Annotated in this window: 12 protein-coding genes and 1 riboswitch; of the genes, 3 read left to right on the top strand and 9 right to left on the bottom strand. The window is 48.1% G+C overall.

Annotated elements, in window-relative coordinates:
* Positions 1–215 precede the first annotated feature (215 nt).
* The 3 genes from QF049_RS27890 to QF049_RS27880 all read left to right on the top strand — a co-directional run bounded on the left by QF049_RS27890 (position 216) and on the right by QF049_RS27880 (position 4,352).
* Complete coding sequence (locus QF049_RS27890) at positions 216–1,358, top strand: virulence factor (RefSeq protein ID WP_047841582.1); 1,143 nt, start codon at positions 216–218, stop codon at positions 1,356–1,358.
* Positions 1,359–1,506: 148 nt separating this feature from the next.
* Positions 1,507–1,722, top strand: a riboswitch (Lysine riboswitch).
* Between the two features lie 118 nt (positions 1,723–1,840).
* A complete protein-coding gene (locus QF049_RS27885) occupies positions 1,841–3,322 on the top strand; it encodes an amino acid permease (RefSeq protein ID WP_150364212.1) in 1,482 nt (493 codons plus the stop codon).
* 388 nt (positions 3,323–3,710) lie between these two features.
* Positions 3,711–4,352: a class D sortase gene (locus tag QF049_RS27880; RefSeq protein WP_307542126.1), complete on the top strand. Its 642-nt coding sequence runs from the start codon at positions 3,711–3,713 to the stop codon at positions 4,350–4,352.
* 127 nt (positions 4,353–4,479) lie between these two features.
* On the opposite strand, the gene QF049_RS27875 is transcribed toward QF049_RS27880, so the two are convergent.
* From QF049_RS27875 to xylB, 9 genes are all read right to left on the bottom strand, one after another.
* Positions 4,480–4,932, bottom strand: a complete 453-nt coding sequence (locus tag QF049_RS27875; RefSeq protein WP_307542124.1) for an LPXTG cell wall anchor domain-containing protein — start codon at positions 4,930–4,932, stop codon at positions 4,480–4,482.
* 32 nt (positions 4,933–4,964) lie between these two features.
* The gene (locus QF049_RS27870) at positions 4,965–5,327 is read right to left on the bottom strand and encodes a hypothetical protein (RefSeq protein ID WP_307542121.1); all 363 of its coding nucleotides are present in this window, start codon (positions 5,325–5,327) and stop codon (positions 4,965–4,967) included.
* Positions 5,328–5,466: 139 nt separating this feature from the next.
* A complete protein-coding gene (locus QF049_RS27865) occupies positions 5,467–6,594 on the bottom strand; it encodes a transglutaminase domain-containing protein (protein ID WP_307542120.1) in 1,128 nt (375 codons plus the stop codon).
* A gap of 390 nt (positions 6,595–6,984) precedes the next feature.
* A complete protein-coding gene (locus tag QF049_RS27860) occupies positions 6,985–9,378 on the bottom strand; it encodes an S-layer homology domain-containing protein (RefSeq protein WP_307542117.1) in 2,394 nt (797 codons plus the stop codon).
* Between the two features lie 226 nt (positions 9,379–9,604).
* Positions 9,605–10,531 (bottom strand): alpha/beta hydrolase, encoded by a 927-nt coding sequence (locus QF049_RS27855; protein WP_307542116.1) that lies wholly within the window; start codon positions 10,529–10,531, stop codon positions 9,605–9,607.
* Positions 10,532–10,700: 169 nt separating this feature from the next.
* Complete coding sequence (locus QF049_RS27850; RefSeq protein ID WP_307542114.1) at positions 10,701–11,327, bottom strand: bifunctional 4-hydroxy-2-oxoglutarate aldolase/2-dehydro-3-deoxy-phosphogluconate aldolase; 627 nt, start codon at positions 11,325–11,327, stop codon at positions 10,701–10,703.
* 234 nt (positions 11,328–11,561) lie between these two features.
* The gene (locus QF049_RS31435) at positions 11,562–12,632 is read right to left on the bottom strand and encodes a glycosyltransferase (RefSeq protein WP_200869389.1); all 1,071 of its coding nucleotides are present in this window, start codon (positions 12,630–12,632) and stop codon (positions 11,562–11,564) included.
* A 961-nt stretch (positions 12,633–13,593) separates the two neighbouring features.
* A complete protein-coding gene (locus tag QF049_RS27840; protein ID WP_307542110.1) occupies positions 13,594–14,310 on the bottom strand; it encodes a glycosyltransferase family 2 protein in 717 nt (238 codons plus the stop codon).
* 221 nt (positions 14,311–14,531) lie between these two features.
* The gene (xylB, locus tag QF049_RS27835) at positions 14,532–16,025 is read right to left on the bottom strand and encodes a xylulokinase (RefSeq protein WP_307542108.1); all 1,494 of its coding nucleotides are present in this window, start codon (positions 16,023–16,025) and stop codon (positions 14,532–14,534) included.
* Between the last annotated feature and the right edge of the window lie 413 nt (positions 16,026–16,438).

Below are 16,438 nucleotides of genomic sequence, written 5' to 3'. Positions count from 1 at the left end.
TTTATTGTGCCAATTTTCGTTTAAAAATGTTTGTGCGTGAACATGAAAGAAGTGTTAACAAATTTCGTACTTCTTCACATTAAGTGTTAGAAACGTCCACTTCACTTCTGGATGATTTCGCAGATTCCACACATTGATGTAAAATAGAGAAATACCCGTGTGATTTAATTTACGGGAAGTTAAAGATGAATCTGGTACTATAGGAGGTTACATTGATGAATATTGTTTCCATTGAACCAACACCGAGTCCAAATACGATGATGCTACATCTCGATGAACGTCTGGAGGACGGAATTCGCAAAACATATACACTGGACAACGAACGATCTGCTCCGGCGTTCATTCGCCAGATGCTTCATATTCCCGGTGTAAAGAGTGTGTTCCACACAACAGACTTTGTGGCACTTGATCGTAAAGGGAATGCCGACTGGTCCGTTATCTTGGGTGAAGTCCAAAATCGCCTTGGACAGCAAGGCATTGATCTGGACTGGATTGAATCCGAAGATGGTTCAGGCGAGCACTTCGGAGAAGCACAGGTATTTGTCCAATTCTTCCGAGGCGTACCGATGCAAATTAGGGTCAAGGCCGGGGTCAAGGAAGAACGAATCTCGTTGTCCGATCGCTTTGTCAAAGCCGTGACAGAAGTCGCCAGTGCAACAATGATCAAAGAACGCAAACTGAGTGATTACGGTGTTCGATATGGTGAATTGCCGGATATTGCACGTGAAGTTGAGCAGGAATTGGAAGCCGCTTACCCCCCGGAACGGCTGGAGCAGGTCATCAAACAGGCCATTGAACATGGTACCAAATCCGAAGAGTTCGTCGAGCGCCGCCGTGAATTGGATGGAGCCGAACTTGAAGAGGCTCTGCGAAACGAGGACTGGAACGTTCGCTATGCGGCATTTGACGGCATGGAGCCTACGGCAGAAAGACTGCCCCTCGTAGCCCATGCCCTGCATGACAACAAAATGCAGATTCGCCGCTTGGCTGTCGTATACCTGGGTGACATTCGTACACCGGAAGCGATGGAATTGCTGTATGAAGCGCTCCAGGACAGTTCTCCTGCGGTACGCCGGACTGCCGGGGATACCTTGTCGGATATCGGCGATCCTGCCGCTACTCCAGCCATGACAGCAACATTATCCGATAAAAGTAAACTTGTACGCTGGCGTGCAGCACGTTTTCTCTATGAGGTCGGAACTGAAGAAGCAGAACAAGCGTTGCGAGTTGCAGCCGATGATCCCGAATTTGAAGTCAGCCTGCAGGCCAAGATGGCTCTGGAGCGGATCGAATCGGGGGAACAGGCTGCTGGAACGGTATGGCAGCAGATGGCTGGCCGTAACAAAAAAGAGGAATAGTCGTCTCTCAGACCTCACATTCCAACAATTGTTATTGCACTGGAGAACCATGCGCGTTATACTGATTGTCTGTTTACTAAACAGGACACACGATGTTAAGTTGTGTTGTTCATAATTTCATAGACAATAGATACACCTCATCCATTGATGGTGAGGTAGAGGTCGCGGGTGCGATCAGTACGCTGATGGAGGCGCTAAGGAGCCGCTTATGAGATCAGCCGAAAGGTGTACCCGCCGAAGCTCGCTGGACGTTCCTTATACGGTCCGGTGAGCTGGGGCTGCTGTCGAAAGGCGCAGAACTGTCACGGAAGTACATTTCCTTTATATAAAGGTATGAATTCTTCTGTGTTGAGCTATCTTAATCATCTGGGACATGGTGCGGACATTGAAATATTAAAGACCGCAGGCTGATGCCTGTGGTCTTTTTGTTTTTATGAGTTCAAGATCGCAAACATCAGTATATCGAATGAAGGAGTGTTTCCATGCAAGACCGCAGTAACCAAACAACAACTGGACCTTCCCTGAAAAAAGGATTACGCGCACGCCATATGACGATGATCGCCCTCGGTGGCTCGATTGGTACCGGGCTGTTTCTCGCAAGTGGTACCGCCATCTCAACCGCAGGCCCTGGTGGAGCATTAATTGCCTATGTGGCCGTTGGCATCATGGTTTATTTCCTAATGACCAGCCTTGGTGAGCTTGCTACTTTTATGCCGGACTCCGGTTCATTTAATACGTATGCCGCACGTTTTGTCGATCCTGCTCTCGGGTTCGCCATGGGCTGGAACTTCTGGTACAACTGGGCGGTAACCATTGCAGCAGAGCTTGCTGCCGCTACAGTACTCATTAAATACTGGTTCCCCGACAGTTCGTCCATGTTATGGAGCTTATTGTTTCTCGTGCTGATCTTTTCCTTGAACGTGTTGTCTGTTAAAGGCTATGGTGAGTCCGAGTACTGGTTCGCCATTATCAAAGTCGCTACCGTGATCATCTTCCTAGCCGTTGGTGTGCTCATGATCTTTGGTATTATGGGCGGAGAAGCGGTTGGTTTCAGTAACTTCACCATCGGTGATGCGCCCATCCATGGCGGATTCTTCGCTGTGTTAGGCGTATTCATGGCTGCTGGATTCTCATTCCAAGGTACCGAGCTTATCGGGGTAGCCGCCGGTGAAAGTGAAAACCCGCGCGAAAATGTACCTCGTGCAATTCGTCAGGTATTTTGGCGCATTCTGATTTTTTACATTTTGGCGATTACCGTGATCAGTCTGATCATCCCGTATACGCATCCGAATCTGCTCAAAGGTGATCTGGAAAATATCGGTGTCAGCCCGTTCACACTGGTATTTGAGAAAGCTGGCCTCGCCATTGCAGCTTCCGTCATGAATGCCGTTATTTTAACCTCTGTACTCTCTGCCGGTAACTCAGGCATGTACGCTTCAAGTCGGGTTCTCTATGCCCTTGCCCGTGATGGTAAAGCCCCTCGTTTCCTGGGCAAGCTGAATAAAAAAGGCATTCCAATGAATGCACTTTTGCTTACAACAGCTGTTGGTATGTTGGCATTCCTTGCCTCCCTGTTCGGCGATGGGATTGTGTACACCTGGTTGTTGAATGCATCCGGGATGTGCGGATTTATCACTTGGCTGGGTATCGCTATCAGTCATTATCGCTTCCGTCGTGCATACGTTGCACAAGGCAGGGATCTGAGCGATCTGCCTTACCGTGCACGCTGGTTCCCGTTTGGGCCGATCTTTGCTTTTGTCCTGTGTATCATCGTGATCATTGGACAGAACTATCAGGCATTCACGGGTGATCAGATCGACTGGAGTGGAGCCATCGTTGCCTACTTGAGCGTACCCCTGTTCCTGGTGTTGTGGCTCGGTTACAAATGGATCAAAAAGACCAAAGTGGTGCCGCTGCAGGAATGTGATTTCACACCTACCGATTCACCAAGTGATAAGCACTAACGAGGTAATTTTTACACTTGACACTTCGATGACAGAATAACCTTCCGATCGCTGTTATCCCCAGATTTTTTGACTCACTTTTACAAAGGTGAAAATCTGGGGATAAAGGCGAACGCTTCGCTTCTTCACGCTATTTCTGTCCTCTACGTTCTCATGTAAATGGTTAGTTTAACTTATACAGCTGATACAATTTACTCCATATAATAAAACCTCCCCGGGGCGTTGCAGTCTTCCTACTGTAGTGAAACGGGGAGGTTTTGTTTTGGGTCGGCTTCCCCCCTGATCAATTCCTGTACGTCCTCTCATCCCTGTCCATATTTTGTATAGATCCGTAAGTAGAATAGAGAAAGGTATACTATTTTTCTTGGACAACGGGAGTTGATGTATAATGAAAAAATTCTCTATTCTGCTCGTTCTATTGGGCATCCTGATCATCAGCTTTCCTTTCCTGCGGGAAACGTATTATGACTGGCAGCAAACCCGTGTCATGAACGATCTGGAGCAATTGCAAAACGGCTTGTCTAAGCTTAATCACTCCTTCAAACAAGGCATACAGGATGCAGCTTCTGCCGAGCCGACTACTGACAATACAGGTTCAGTACAAGAGGCCTCCTCGGATACGTTGGGGGTACTATCGATTGGCAAGATTGATGTCCGCTTACCGATTCTGGAGGGTGCAACGGAGGACAATATGAAGGTAGCTGCAACCCATCTTGTCGAAACCACCAGTATCGGGAACAAAGGTAATGCTGCCATAGCCGCTCATCGCGCCCACAAAAAAGGACGGCTGTTCAATCGTCTGGGAGAACTCCAGATTGGTGATTCAATGGAAGTCACCCTGGCAGATCGAACGATTATCCAATACAAGGTAGATCAGATATCCGTTGTGGAGCCAACTGACTTATCTGTGCTGGAAGATCCCGGGCTTGGACAGGTCCTTACCTTGATTACCTGTGATCCACTCGTCAATCCAACACATCGCCTAATTGTAAGAGCTATTGCAGTGAAACCAAATGTTACGAGGACCTGATCCTTCCTAAATATCACCAAAAAATACCCTCTAGCATATTCACACGTCGACGCTAAGCCTTCGTAGTGATTGCTAGAGGGTATTTCTATCTACACACGATGAATCCTTAGATACTGCGTGTTTCGATCTAGCGTTGAAGCTGTTGTCTGCGGCGGAAGTACATGAATCCCGCGCTACCTAACGCCATCAGCATCATGCCCACAGCAGTGTAAGCCATTGTGCTCTCTTCACCTGTTTGTGGCAGCATTCCCTGAGATCCCGAATTTCCGTTTGGCTGTGATGCAGAATTTCCATTGCCCTGTGACCCATCTGTATCCGTTCCAGTAGGAGGTGCAAATGCACCATCCCCATCCGGTGCATCTGTATCCCCAACTGGAGGTGCAGTCGTCACCGTTGGAATCGCCTTATCGCCCTTGAGTTCTAGCTCTGCTGGGAACGTGTCTGCAAGAACAGCATTTTTCATAACCTTCTCGCCTTGGTTAAAATCTACGGTCCATATAATTTCATCCGAGTTGAAGTTATTTTTGTTTGCACTTCCCGATTTCTTCAACTTATCTACGGCTGTGTTGGCAAAATGCACATCAATGATGCCCTGCCCTACGGAACTAAAGTCTATCTGTTGTTAAAGGTAAAGATGATTGTCCCATCTGGATTCACCACATACTCCCCAACACCACCATCCAGATTACCCTTAAGCTGCGATCCGATGATGAATTTATCGGGCAAGTTAAAGGTGAAGGTAGAGCCATCGCTGTAGTTGTGCTTATCATCTGCAAGTCCCCATGTAAAGACTACAGCCACCTCATCCTGAATGCGTGGTCGAATATCCCCGATTTTATCTCCTTTGACTTCAATCGTGCCATTCCCGTTGTCTTCTGGTGCCTGATTGTACATCTGCACACTGGTAATCAATTGATCTGTAATTACCGGAGTGGCAGCAACGTCAACGTTGTTCACCTCTTCCGAACTTGCCAAAGTGTTGGCATACGCCGAAGATTAGAATAGCAAAGCGACATATACAAAAAATAGACAACACTAAAATCCTCGTTTTTGAACACAAAATTGAACGCAAAAAAGGATACTCCTCAAGCGGAGCATCCTATTCAAACGGTTGTTATAGTGTCCAGTTAATTTTGACGCGCAGATCCGTAGTACCTTCCATTTTGGACACATAATAAGATATCGATTTCATGCCAAGCTGGTACAAATCCTGCAAATCTTCAATCAGTCCAGCCTCCGTACCCTTGTACCTGAACGTGAGCGAGTTTCCGCCTTCCTTCAGTGTACTTTGAACCTTGGTCTTCAGCGCAGCATGGCCTTTGACGGCATCCTGTTCATCATACAGGGAATAGTCCAGAGCGTGGTACAGCTTCTGATATGCGGCTTTTTTGCTATCTCCGGCCTTCACCAGCTTTAATAAAGCTTCTCGATATGGGGCTGGCGCAGCGGGGTACTTGCTTTTGCCTGTCCAGATATGGTCACGTGCCATCTCATCATCACTCAGCAAATAATAGCTGTGGCTTACCTTACCTTTCCGGTCAGGGGTAGGATCATCCCAGGTGGTGTCCATGTGATACCACTTGCCGTCCAGGTTCACGATATTCCAGGCATGAAGCTGCCCGCCCGCTGTACCTTCCACAATCCGGTTATCGATACCTACTCGCTCCAACATCCGATAGGCCAACAGTGAATATCCCTGACATACGGTACTGCCTGTAACAAGCCCGTCGTAGGCCGTATATTTCTTGAGCGAAGTATCGTAGGAAAGGTTAAGCACAATCCAGTCATGGATGACCTTGACCTTCTCATGATCCGTCATGCCTGGTTTGATGATTTCTTTCAACACGTTTGTGACTTTACGATTCACATAATCGGTCTGCTCCTTGGTCTCCCGATAGGAGAGAGTCACATGGACCTCGGCGGACACATTGGAGCCTTTATAATTAAATGCATAACTTTTAACGGTATATTGGATATAGGGGTCACTCTTCATTGCCTCATCGATGGAGGTTTGTAATTGTTTTTTGAGGCCTTTCACATTGCCTTTGTATGTAAAAACAAGTTCCTCCGTTCGCTGTGACATTGCGGTAAGCAAGGTCTGGCGCAAATCTGTTGCCGTGGATATATCTGATGTCCCTGATGCAGCGTATAGTTGATCCAGATCAACCGTACGTGGTAACGCTACAGCAATCAGACAGCCTGCCAGCAGTATGGTGATAATTCGTTTCCCGTTCTTACCCATGAAAGGAACCCACCCTTCTTTGCAAAGTTCTCACGCCCTATTGTATCACAAAAGGCTCTGTCGTCATTCTTCTATATCATCAACTAAAGAATATTTACACTAACACTCCGATGTCAGAACAACTTTCCGATCGCTGTTATCCCCAGATTTTTTTGATCCTTTATTCAAAAGGAAAAATCCGGTGATAAAGGCGCACGCTTCGCTTCCTCAAGTTATTTCTGACCTCTCCGTTATCGTGTAAATGTTAGTTGAAATTATATAATTTTTGTAAAAATTAAATCAAAAGAGACCTTCTATGGAAGGTCCCTTTGATCTTCAGTTCAATCAATCACGATTACCCGTTATCTTCATCCTATGATTCGCTTGGGCATGATATGAGTGATTCCTCGTCTAATACAGGCGATTACCACTCATAAACGTATCTGTTTTACCTTGAAGCTTCGCCAGCCGTTCCAATACCTGTGACGCTTCAGCTACCGTCACTTTGCGTGCAGGCATGAACCGTCCTTCAATCGAAGGAAGCAATCCCAGCTTCAGACTCAGGGAAACCGCTCCCTTACTTGTAATGGCACTGGCATCCGCAATATTGGGAAGATCCGATGGCAACGTATAGAATCCGGCCAGCTTCTCATAACGTAAAATACGTACGAGCAGCACCGCCAATTCTTCACGGGTCATCTCTTCTTGCGGGTTCAGATTCTGTTCTGGGTCCGCTCCGGCAAGCCAGCGTTGATCGATTAATGCCCGAACTGCCTTATAATACGGGCTGTCAGGTGTCACATCAGCGTATAACTTGTCATCTCCGTCCCCACTGTAGTACAGATCCATATTTGGATTAATCGCTCTTGCCAGATAGTTAAACCAATCTCCTCGGGTGATCACACGATCCGGGAATACGCGTCCCTGCTCATCAGCAAGCAATACGCCATGCTGTGTCATATTGCGTAGAGCTGCTTCGGCCACATGACCCAAGATGTCCGTAGGTTCAGCCTTGGTTGCAGAGCTTGTGTCCCCGTATAAAAGCTTCCACTCTCCTGTGTTCGCATCCAGCGCTTCATAGTTGCCATAGATCGAATTCTCATCACGTGTAGGCATATAAGCAAGGTTCACCCCCGCTGGGATGACTTGACCACCGTTCGTACCATATCCGCCATAACGGGAATATGCTAGGATCAGCTTGAACTCCTCCAGATAGAGTGCCTTAGCCTCTTCATAACTGATGGCTGGCTTAACATCTGCCGGCAGTTGTTCAAGCGTTGCCGCAATACGCGTATAGAACTCGTTAATCGTCCCGTTGTTCAACACCTGTACTTGTGCCGTATCTTCCTTAACCGGAATTCCGTTCAGATAACGCTGGAACAAAAATGTGCGAGCATCATCCACCTCAATCACATTAGCCAGTCGGAACTGCTCCGTTGCGTCTGGAACTAGCGCAATTACCGTGTCCATCGCCAGTTTCTCAGCCTGCTTCCGGGTTAACAATTTGCCTGCCTCCACCTCAGCTGGCTTCTCCTGTTCTATCTCCGGTCCCATTCGTTGCATCATCGTATAACTGTAGATCTGCCCGGTAACTGCATCTACCTGTGCTGAGATATCCCGCATGAACATATAGGACATATTCGCACTTCGATCGCTCCAGCTCAGACTCCATACCTGACTGTTCGGACTTGAGTAATATCCCTTGCCTAACTGGCTATGTTCCAGCTTATAACCCTTGGGAATGTCAAAGTTCGTTGCGACCCGATTGGCGGCCTGCTGAACATTTAACCTCGTACCATTGGCCGGCACAAAAGGAGTTACATCACCTTTCAACTTCGTATCCTGCTGCAAAGAATCTTCATCCACAGCTTTACCTGTTAATGTATTAATCCGTTCCAACGTATTGGCTTCAATCGGAACGATACTGATATTTTTCGGTGTATATGCAAGGTAATACTGCTGACCCTGTTTGGAAGATAAACGATCTTTGGCGATATAAGCCAGTTCCACATCGAACTGTTCTTCAAACTGCTGTCTGGCCTTCTCTTCTGAAGCTGCCGGTTTCGATGAGGGATACTTGGCTTCGATAGTACCTCGTGAGTAACCTGTCACCAAACCACTTTCATCCACATTAATGTAGACTGTCTCTGCGTCAGATAACAATCCATCATGTTTTAACTGGTACCCGTATCGATACTCTGTTCTGCCAAACAATGACTCTTGTTCGATGGAAGAATACAGATCTCCAAGCGGAGCATATTCACTTTCCTTAAGACCTGGAATCGCTTGGTACAACAGTGCTACGGCCTTTTCTTCAGCTTGAGCTTTGGTTAGCTTCACATCTGATTGCGAGACATGTTTATCCAGGATATCCGACGGCAAATGTACACTTAACACTTCCCCTGTGCCTGCATGTACAGTTCCACTGAATCCCGACGTATGATTGCCTTGTGTAATCTGGAACCCGATCTCCCATGCCTTGTAGTCTGGCGGTGGATAGGAATTAGGTGAATCGAATCGTGCAGATGAGATCGTTGCTTTTTTTAACAATGGAAATAATTTCATTATATTTTCACTGGCTTGCCTGGATGAGATTTTTGCTCCCTCAGGCACGTCATTGCTCGTTGCGTCTAGTTGTTCATTTTCCCCCGTTGTCGCTTCGGTCAACTGTTCTGCTTGCGCGGCTGATGCACTGCCTGCAAAACCTGGTGTTTGCGAAGCAAGCAGCAGTGTTGCCATCGCTGCGGTTGTTGCTTTGGTTGCGAACATTTTCAAACGTAAATTAAACTTCCAATTCAAACTCAAATCTCGACCTCTCCCTTCAATTTCATACAAAGAAGCATAACAAATAACCTCGCATGAATATTGCCAGTCTATTCTATGATACCATAAGCTTCCTTTTTAATCGTCGTTTTCCGGGCAATTTAACAAATGTGAATTTCTGCATATTGCTAATAACAGCAAAAAAACGCCAACCACGTTGGCGTTTTCTCTGTTAGCCTGCACTCTTATGTAGGCTGATTCTACCTTTTTAACTACTCGCTATAGACGAATCGTTCGGCTTCGCCTGACCTTGAACATGGGTTTTCAAAAAGGGAATAACGGTATCCCAGAAGGCGGGATCTTCCTCGGAACAACTGTGTCCTCCGCTGTTGACCCATAGATGTTCAACAGGCGGATCAGCTTTGGACATAAAATATTCAAGCTCACTCGGGGGAATGAAATTATCTCCCTTGGAGTGCACCATCAGCATCGGCAGTTGCATCCCCCTGCGCCGTTCATTCAGCATCATCACCGGATCACGCTGACGATAGGATTTCAGAGATTCACCCAGTCGCCAGAACCAGATTCTCGGAATTAACTGGGCCAGTGGAAACAAGGGCAGACGCCGGCGTCTCAGCTCTGAACTGACGATTACCTCAAATTGCGAAGGCATCGAGTCCGTAATCACTGCTGATACAGGAATCCCCTCCGTCACTGCAAGAATCGTACCCAGTCCCCCCAAAGAATGTCCAAGTACTCCGATGGCATCCGCATCAATCTCTGGTCGTGCAGTCGTATACTGCAACGCCGCGAGCAGATCATCCCGGAACAGGTAGGCAGATGCAGCACGAACCGGATCACTGGCCCCATGACTACGCACATCATACATAAATAAGGCATATCCAGCTTCCCAGATCGGACGTGCGTAACGAAGAACACGGGAGCGATTGGAGCCCCAGCCATGTGCAATAATAACGAGCGGCCATGGCTTCGGAATGTCGGCTCTGGCCGGGATGAACCAGCCATGCACCCGACCTCCCCCACTGTCAAAGGTCACATCCTCAAATGGCATTGGGGGTGTGAGTGTGATTGGAATCTTTTTGGGCGTCTGGCTCTTCACCGCTGCCTTCCATAATCCACCTGCCGTTACTGCGGCCACGGCGAGCATGCCGCCTATCATTGTTTTAGCTTTCACAGGGCATCTCTCCTCTCCGAATTCTGGCATACATCCATCATAAAACAATAGAGTGAACGGCACGTTAAACGACATGGGTTTTTATGATAACGATTGATCCAACCACTAATTTAAAGGAACCATCATATATATACCCAAATATACATATCCCTCATCTGACGCTGGAATCTTAGGCTTCGGCTGCTTCCACAAATCTCCGTGCACATGCTGCAATCTGCTCATGGTCTCCTGCTACAAGGGCTTCTCGTGGTAAAAGTGCACTTCCCAGACCTACGGCAGCAGCACCTGCTGCATAGTAGTCAGCAATATTCTCCAGTGTGGCGCCGCCTGTTGCCAACAACGGGATATGGTTCAGCGGAGCTTTAATCTCCCGCAGATACGGTATGCCCAGGCTCGCCATCGGAAACAACTTCACAACTCGTGCTCCCGCTTCATGGGCAGCGACAATCTCCGTGGGTGTCATGGCTCCAGGCCAGATCTCGACACCATGTTCTACAGCATATTCAATGACAGACAGATCGACATTGGGAGACACCAGAAATTGTGCTCCTGCAGCGACTGCTTCCTTCGCCATCTGCACGTTCAGTACCGTACCCGCTCCAACAAAAGCCTTTCCTTCATGCCGCTCACGCCAGTCTGCAATAATATCATGTGCTCCAGGTGTGTTCAGCGTGACTTCCATCAGTCGAATTCCACCACTCGTCATGCCTTGTCCAGCTGTTACTGCCGCTTCACGGCTAATACCACGCACAATCGCGACCAGCCTCGACTCCAATAGAACATCTGTTAGATTCATATCCAGTTCCCCTTGCTTCATCAATTCGGCAGCCGTAGACAGGCAATCATGGTCACCGCTTTTCCGTTATTCATTATTGTAAAGCATATCCTCCCCTGGATGAAATACATTAATCCATTTAATGTCACCAACTTTATGATGTACTTTTATCACAATGCAAAAAACCTCTCCATGGAACATGGGCTGATTCACCCACTTAATTCCACGAAGGAGGCCGAATTTCGACTGAAAATGTTAAGCATTTTCCAATACGTTATCCTTCTCCAGATCTTTAAAGTAACGATCGTTATATAACATGCTCGGATGTGTTGGATGATAGGCGAGTGCGATATCATTATGTTCCCGGGCCTTGGCACGGTTACCCATCCGGTCATAACACACACATAGTTGCAGATGCGGCATCCAGGTCCAGGCTGCTTCATTCAGCACTACCATAGGATCATCAGGACGTACAGCACGAGTCGCCTGTTCATACCAGAACAAGGCCTTGCGATAATCTTCACGGTCGGCAAAATAACCACCCAATCGACAGCAAATCTCGGCTCTTGGCAAATCATAGGCAAATGATCGGAACAACGCCGTGACTTCCTGTTCCGGATGTTCAAGTGCAGCTTCACAATCCGCAATTTTCTGGCAAGCAGCGATCTGATCTTCCACCCAGCCCAGCCCGGTATCCAGAAACTTCTCATAGTACTTCACCGCATCCTCATGCTGTCCATGGTCTTTCAGCTCATTACCGAAATAGTACAAGTCACGCGGCCCGAATTCCTCTCCGGCCTGTTCCCTTTTGCGATAGATCCGCAGATTCCGATCGGTATACTCCTTATCTTTCTTGTGGGTAACCGCTATATCACTATGCAGCAGATTGCCCGCTACAGCGAGGTATTCGTGCACCGCGCCAATCCAGCGAAATTGCCGATCCCGACGCACCAGACGATTCCGGCGCAGGCTGTAGGCTACCTTGCCATCTGCTGTGAATGACAGATTGTAATCCATCGTGACACTATCAACATCCGGGTCCAGAGAACGTTTCAAGGCGATCAGTTTCGCCCGATCTTCCGGTTCAAACACATCGTCGGCATCCAGCCACAGAATATATTCACTCTTCGCCTGATCGAAAGCATAGTTGCGTGCTGCTGCAAAGTCATCCACCCATTCAAAATCAACAATACGATCCGTATATCTGGAAGCAATCTGACGGGTACGATCCGTTGAACCGGTATCGACGATCACAATCTCATCGGCAATGCCGTTGACCGAGTCCAGACATCTGGCGAGCGAAGCTTCTTCATTTTTCACAATCATACACAGGGTAATACTGATTGTCTCTTCGCCTCGTCTAGCCCTGCGATTAAAGGCAGATACCCCCGGCAGTTCGGACAATCGATAGATGTGGTACGCGGGGAGATGAGTATCAACGAACAAACGAAAACCCAGTGCCTGAGCACGGATGCAGAAATGGCGATCTTCGCCCCAGAAGGATACATTCGGAATCTGGTCATATGAAACTCCTGCTGCCAGAACATTTTTGCGAATAAGGGTACACGCCCCTAGCCCTCCAACTTCATAACAACCCGGAATCCGTAGCTGATTCAGAAAAGCAGTCGTTTGCGTGCCCTCGTCCTCCGCCTCGGTTCCGTCTACTGTTTTGCCACCGCGGCGATACAAGGCATACTCATCTTGCAGCCATACCTGTGGCATTTCCCTGGCATCCGGCTGCCAGCGGGTCCAAAAGATATTGGATACAATGTCTTTGCCACTCGATACAAGTTGCTCCAGCGTCCGCGGATGCAGCACCAAGTCAGAATCAATCAGGAAAACCGCATCGTAGTGATTGTCGCGTGCATATTGCAATATGCGATTTTTCAAACCAGCTACACGCCAAATCTGCTCATCCTGCCAATAGTGTCCTCCCTCATCCTTGGTGTACACCCCTTTGTTGTCAGAACTACCGCTGCCACGTTCATCTGCTTGAATAACCTTCCCTTCATGCTGAAGCACAAATTCACCCAATATATTCGATGCGGCTTCTTCCACGTTATCGTCAACAAACAGATAATCCGTCTTCACCGTTGTTCGTTCCAGTGCATGCAAAGAATCCAGAAATTCACGGAGCACCGGAGTTGTCTGGCGAACCGGGCTGGCGATCAGTATTCGCTCCTCTTTTTGATTCTCTTTCTCATGTGAATTCAGCTCTATTTGAGGTTGGGATTCTTCTTGCGATTTGCGTAACGGGTCTTTCTTCAACGTGCTCACCCCCCTCTCCTTATTCGAACCATGCCAACAGTCGTGGCTCTTGATCCAATATCGATTCGTACTGTTCTTTCCAACCGTATCTTGCTTCAGGGTCCAGTGCTTGATAGCGTTCATATTTGCGGATGCGGTCTTCTTCCCGCGCCCAACCATAGTGCTTCACCCGGGGAGCATGACATCCATAGGACCAATGCTGGATCGTTAACGGAAAACGACCGCAATGCTGGGGTGTCTCCTTCCATTCATAGCTCATCCCCGGGTGATAACGAATCAGAAATGGCCGATAATAGGCATGCGCCTGCCAGAACTCATCTTCCCGGTAATGCGTCTCACTCCACATATCAAACAATCTGAAGTAGATCGCATCTTCATTGCCACTGAGCAGCAGATCCCGTACCACCCCAAAGTCATTGGTTAGAATCTCATCCGCATCCAGATTCAAGATCCACTCCGGATCGGTCGCCACGGTCTCTTTCCATTGTTGTTTTCTCAGGCTTACCTCATCTGCAAAACGTGAAGCAGCGTTCTCCACTAATACGAGTGGAATACCGTCCAGAAGTTCCCTGCACAGCGCGACCGTTCCATCTGTACTTCCGTCATCAATGATTACCGCGCGATCAATCCAGGGACGATGTCTCTCCAGTGCCTGTCTGAGATAGCGATTCTCTTCATTACGAACGATCATCGACAAGGTAATATGTGGTCTTCCATGTTCCTCATGTCCATCCAAAGCTTCACCCCCATGCTCAAGCTTCTACCTATTAAAATGTCGGACACACAATGCCTGGACGAATCACAATCCTCTATTTCCAATCTATGCAAAGCCGGAATGCGGATATGCAGGCCAAATAAACCTTTCATGGGGTTAATCTTAATGAACGACAAAAAAGCACCCGCCTTCGCGGATGCTTTTAAATATAATCACAAGATTAATGTAGTGAAGTAAATGAATTAACGGTATTCAGCCAAACGATCATTGAGACTACGTGTCTGTCCATAGACTTCCTGGTACAGTGCAAACAGTCCATCATAGACGGCAACCGTTTCCGGTTTCGGCTCATAGGACTTCGCTGGACGAATAAACGCTGTTGCACATTCCTGCAAGGACGGGAACCAGCCACAACCATAGGCAGCCAGCATTGCTGCACCCATCGCAGGACCCTGTTCGCTCTCCAGCTTCACAATCGTGGCGTTAAAGACATCCGCCTGCATTTGCAACCAAGCTTCGTTCTTGGCACCGCCACCAATGGAAATGACTTCATTAACGGTTTTGCCTGCACCACGCAGAATATCAATGGACTCGCGCAACGAGAAGGTAATGCCCTCCATCACCGCACGTCCAAAGTGCTCCAGCTTGTGTCCTGCATCCATACCGATGAAGCTGCCACGGATATTCGCATCCGGATGAGGTGTACGCTCCCCAACGATATATGGTGTGAACAACAATCCGTTGCTGCCCGCCGGAACCTGATCAATGCCCTGCAAGAGCACATCAAACGATTTGTCCGCTGCAAACGTATCCTTGAACCAGGACAAGCTATATCCTGCGGCAAGCGTTACACCCATAATATAGAAGGCATCTTTCTCCCCGTGATTGAAAAAGTGTACTTTCCCTTCGAAGTCGAGATCTTTACGCTCTTCGTAGGAAAGCACAACCCCGGACGTTCCGATGCTGCACATCGTCTGTCCTTCACTCAAAATGCCTGCGCCAATGGCACCGCATGCATTGTCCGCACCACCTGCATATACTTTCGTCGCAGCTGCCAGACCCGTTTGATCCGCAATCTCAGGCAGCAACGTGCCTACTTCCTCAAACGATTCCACAAGACGTGGACAAAGGGAGATCGGCAGCTCGAATGCTTCTGCAATCTCGTTGCTCCACTGCTTGCCTGCAACGTCCAGCAGCAAAGTTCCCGCTGCATCGGAATAATCCATAGCGTAATCCCCGGTCAGGCGATAACGGACATAGTCTTTTGGCAACAGGAACAAGGATGCTTGCTGTAACAATTCAGGCTCGTTCTCCTGAACCCACAGAATTTTCGGCAAGGTAAAGCCTTCCAGTGCACGGTTCCGGGCAATGCTTAACAGCTTGCCATCCAGCACTTTTTCGATGCGACGGCACTGAGCCGTAGTACGTGTATCGTTCCACAGGATTGCGTTACGCAGCGGTTTACCTTCTACATCCACCAAGACCAGTCCGTGCATCTGACCGGAGAAGCTCAATCCCTCGATTTCCGAAGGCTGCACGCCAGACACTTCCAGCAACTTGCGCAAGGAAACAATGGTCTGCTCTACCCAATCTTCGGGATTTTGTTCGCTGTATCCAGCCTTGGGCTGGTACAACGGATATGCTTCGGATGCTTCAAATGCCACTTTTCCTTCACGATTGACCAACACGGTTTTAACCGCACTGGTTCCCAGATCGACACCAATTACGTAGCTCATAGGTTAACTCCTCTCGTTTGTAACAGGATTGTATAAATGAAACCCCTGATGCTCATGTGGTCACTTCGTGATCAGAAAACCCTCGGATCGCGTTACCCCCAGATTTCCTTTATACCCTTTTGCAAGGGAGAAATCCGGGGATAAATGCGACCGCTTCGCTTCCTCGGGTCCTTTCTGCTCACTTCGTTCTGCATGCACCATCTTAGACAAACATTTATATCAAAACAGTAAAAACATACTCGTTTTTATTAGCAGAAAGATTGATCCAATGACCTTGATTTGTCATTGGTTATAAATGAAACCTCGATGCTCATGTAGTCACTCCGTGATCAGAAAACCCTCGGATCGCCGTTACCCCCAGATTTCCTTTATACCCTTTGGCAAGGGAGAAATCCGGGGATAAATGCGACCGC

This window comes from Paenibacillus sp. W4I10 (assembly GCF_030816325.1).
Lineage (GTDB): Bacteria > Bacillota > Bacilli > Paenibacillales > Paenibacillaceae > Paenibacillus > Paenibacillus amylolyticus_B.
Note: the sequence above shows the minus strand (reverse complement) of the source record. Positions and strands in the feature narration are given on the sequence as shown.